This window comes from Fluviicola sp. (genome assembly GCF_030151805.1).
Lineage (GTDB): Bacteria > Bacteroidota > Bacteroidia > Flavobacteriales_D > Crocinitomicaceae > Fluviicola.
In genome coordinates this window covers 1-3505 of sequence record NZ_JASLCN010000121.1, presented here as the reverse complement: position 1 = coordinate 3505, position 3505 = coordinate 1, and the positions used below count along the sequence as shown (strand labels likewise).

Below are 3505 nucleotides of genomic sequence, written 5' to 3'. Positions count from 1 at the left end.
ACGGTATTCGGCGCAACGCTGTATGTTCCGGCCAAAGGAGTTGACAAGCTCGGAGTCGGATCTTGTGCATCAATACAATATGCAGGATTAGCATAAGAAACCGTATACGGATTGGAAGGATTTACCGTAACCAATACCTGGTCCGTAGCCGCACAGCCATTCAAATCAATTCCGTTTACCGTATAAGTTTGTGTTGCAGGCGGCGTAAACGCCACATTATTTGTCACCCCGTTATTCCAAACAAAGTTTGTTCCGCTCGAAGCTGCCAGTGTAACAGATTGCCCGATACAAACTGTCTGATCAGGTCCCCCGTTAATGAAAGGGATAAACACTGTTACCGGAAACGGAGCGGATTGACACAACAGATTTCCGTTATCATCATACAAACCTGCAACAATCACCGTATCCGAATAGATCGGAATGGTAGTCGTATTCGAAGACGGTGTATTACTTCCCGGAATATCCCACCCGATATTGGTAGTCAGACACGGTCCTGCGTTGATGAAAATATTATCCAATCCCCAGTTATCACAACAACCACCGGATGAATTGACCTGAATCCAGCGAAACATGGTGTTTGTAGTTGCTGCCGCAGGTGGAATCGGAATAGAGAAATTATTCCAGTTGGTATAAGCCGTTGCACCGTTGATAGAATTGTTTCCTCCCGGATTTGCCGGAAGCTGGAATCCCCACGGACTGAAATAAACAAATTCGATCCAGGTTACTCCGCCATCGGTGCTATACTCAATCGAAACGCCTTCATCCTGCTCATCCGGCCCCTCACAAGGAACAGCACCACCCTGAATGGCATATTTCATTTCAAAATCCAGGGTTCCTCCCGAACAAACATCGAAAGCATCCGTTGTGATTTGAGGAGTCCCCACAGCAGTTGAAGCCCAGAAATACGACGTGTTATCTAACGAATTCCCACACAGAACGCCATAATTCGCCGCTCCTGAAACACTCCACCCCGCAGGAAGTAGATTGTTGTTAAAATTAAAAGCCTGGTTGGACTGTGTTACGGTTCCTTCTCCTGTAAAAGTAACCGGAACTCCCGGGCATACCTGTGACGGTCCCGTAACCGTAATGGTACATGTTTGTGAATACCCGGCTGCATAGCCGAGCAGGCACATTAAAAATAATGCTGCTTTCATGGTAGTAGTGAATAAATGTTTTTAAAATCTCAGTCGAAAGGACTTAACTGCCTTTGCAGTTTTATTCGACGATTAAATTTTCAATCCGTAATTGCTGAAAATTCCAGGCCCCCGAAAAATTCGGGTTTCGGAGGTAGATTTTAGACTTGTCGTCCGCACCGCAGTTGGCTTCATAAACCTGGTTGGGTGACAAACTTAAGTAGTAGAGACTTTCGTCATTGCCGTTGCAGCCCGAACATCCTTCGTCATACTGAACAACAATATTGAACCCAACATGCATGGCTGCATTGGTTAGATTCTGAAGCTTTAAAAATGCAAACTGATAAGACAGTTTTCCCGATTCAACATCACAAGACCCTTCAACATAGGAAATTTTTAGTTGTGGAGTAGTAATGAGCGTATGCTCCTCCTGTGAAAACGCTGTCGGACTAACAAACGCACAGATTGCTGCGCTTCTTGTAAGGTTTAACAGAACTTTTTTCATAATAGTAATTGTTAGCAGTGGCTGTTGATTTTCATCAACAAGTGTTCATAAATAGATGTGCTTGTATGTAATCTACAACTTTTTCAAGTTTTTATCAAATCATACTACTTTGAAAACATGTTATTTAACAAGAAAGTCAGCCTGTTTTATCAAATCAGTAGTCCCGTTGATAATTTCATTACTCTGATCGAATATTAACAATTTGTTTTTTAATAAAAAAGGATACGGAAAAACATTTGAAACCTATCAAATTGTTTTACAGCTAGTTATCATCTCAATAGCTTATCCTAAGAGTTGCAGATGATTGTTGAAATTACCCATAGCTCACACAGAGTTCAATGGATACCATGTTTCATTCTCTGCGGTATGCGCCAATAGCTTTAGCGATAGCGCAAGCTTAGGCGTAAGCGTTCTGCGGGAGAAAAAACCACTTCAAATTCATTCGTCATAAAAGCGTACTGAGCGGCTTGTGATGAGCTCGTCGAATCAAGTCGGAGTACGTCATTCGATCCGCTGTGTCAGTTCGAATTTCCGACTTTTTCAGTCGGAAGTATCGAGAACAACATGCACACAATTGTAAAAAAACACCATCCAAAAAAGGATTCCAAAATCATAAAAAACCAAATTTGGATTACTCAACTACGGGTCAAGTACGGATAGAGCATAGGTCAAGTATGGATACAGTATTAAAATGTTATAGAATTAACATGCGGTTTTAGGGCGTTTCAGCAGCTTTCAATCCCCTCTTCACCCCCATTTTCCGGAATCACGAAGAAATGAAACCTTGAAATCCTAAAAATCAAAACACGTTACACACTTGTAAAATTCACCAAAACAAAAAATACAGGAAATCATTTCCCGCATCCGGTTATTTCAATCCGAAATGCTTCTCTGCTTCATCAGCAATCTGACCGCCAATTGCCAAAGAAGCCGTAGCAGCCGGAGAAGGCGCATTCAGAACGTGAATGGAATTCTCGTGGAACTCAAAACGGAAATCATCACGCGTATCGCCATCTTCTGCCAACAAAAGAGCGCGAACCCCAGCTCTTCCCGGGTGAATATCTTCCATCGTCAAACTCGGAATCATCCGTTGAAGCGTTTTCAAAAACAAACGCTTTGAGAAAGCGCGTCTGTATTCATCAATGCCGAATTTCATGTTATTGAAAAACAATTTCCAGGTCCCTTTGTATGTCAGGGCATCAAACGTATCTTTCATGGAGAAATCCGTTTTTCCGTATCCTTCGCGTTTGAAAGTAAATACCGCATTCGGGCCGCATTCAATTTCTCCGTTAGTCATACGCGTAAAGTGAACTCCAAGGAAAGGGAAATCCGGATTCGGAACCGGATAAATCAAATTCTTCACCTTGTGTTTTGCTTCTTCGGTCAATTCGTAATAATCACCTCTGAAACCAACCACTTTTTCTTTCAGTTTCACACCGTCTTTTCTCGCCAAACGGTCTGCCTGAAGGCCTCCGCAGAAAATCAGGTAGTTCGCTTCGATAGTTCCTTTACTGGTTGCAATAACCGTTTTTTCAGCCGAACGTTCGATTCCGACCACTTCATGGTTCAATTTCATCGCACTTTTTGGCTGCATGGAAAGAGCAATTTCAGCCATTTTCTCAGTAGCTCCGCGGAAATCAATAATTCCCGTACAAGGAACCCAAATTCCTCCGATGCTTTTTACAAAAGGCTCAATTTCATTCACACGTTTTGCGTCGATCATTTCAATTCCTTCCGTATTGTTTGCCAAACCATTCTGAAAAATCTTATCCATGTTAGACAACTCAGACGGATCTGTCGCTACAACAACTTTCCCGCAAACATCATGAGCAATGTGGTGTTCTTTCGCAAAAGCAACCAACTCATG

3 protein-coding genes are annotated in these 3505 nt (G+C 42.5%); all 3 read right to left on the bottom strand.

Translation table 11 applies throughout. From position 1 onward, the window contains the following. Positions 1-1154 (bottom strand): hypothetical protein (locus Q1V93_RS04630; RefSeq protein WP_300662117.1); only part of this gene is annotated, 1154 nt, incomplete at its 3' end. 61 nt (positions 1155-1215) lie between these two features. After that, positions 1216-1638 carry a hypothetical protein gene (locus Q1V93_RS04625; protein ID WP_300662115.1) on the bottom strand — a complete coding sequence of 141 codons (423 nt, stop codon included), beginning with the start codon at positions 1636-1638 and terminating at the stop codon, positions 1216-1218. Between the two features lie 868 nt (positions 1639-2506). Beyond that, positions 2507-3505: L-2-hydroxyglutarate oxidase (gene lhgO, locus Q1V93_RS04620; protein WP_300662113.1), on the bottom strand; the 999-nt coding region annotated here is incomplete at its 5' end.

What these genes read in the sequence shown, in the direction of transcription:
- Q1V93_RS04625 (WP_300662115.1), bottom strand. Translation starts at nt 1,638, where the DNA reads ATGAAAAAAGTTCTGTTAAACCTTACAAGAAGCGCAGCAATCTGTGCG.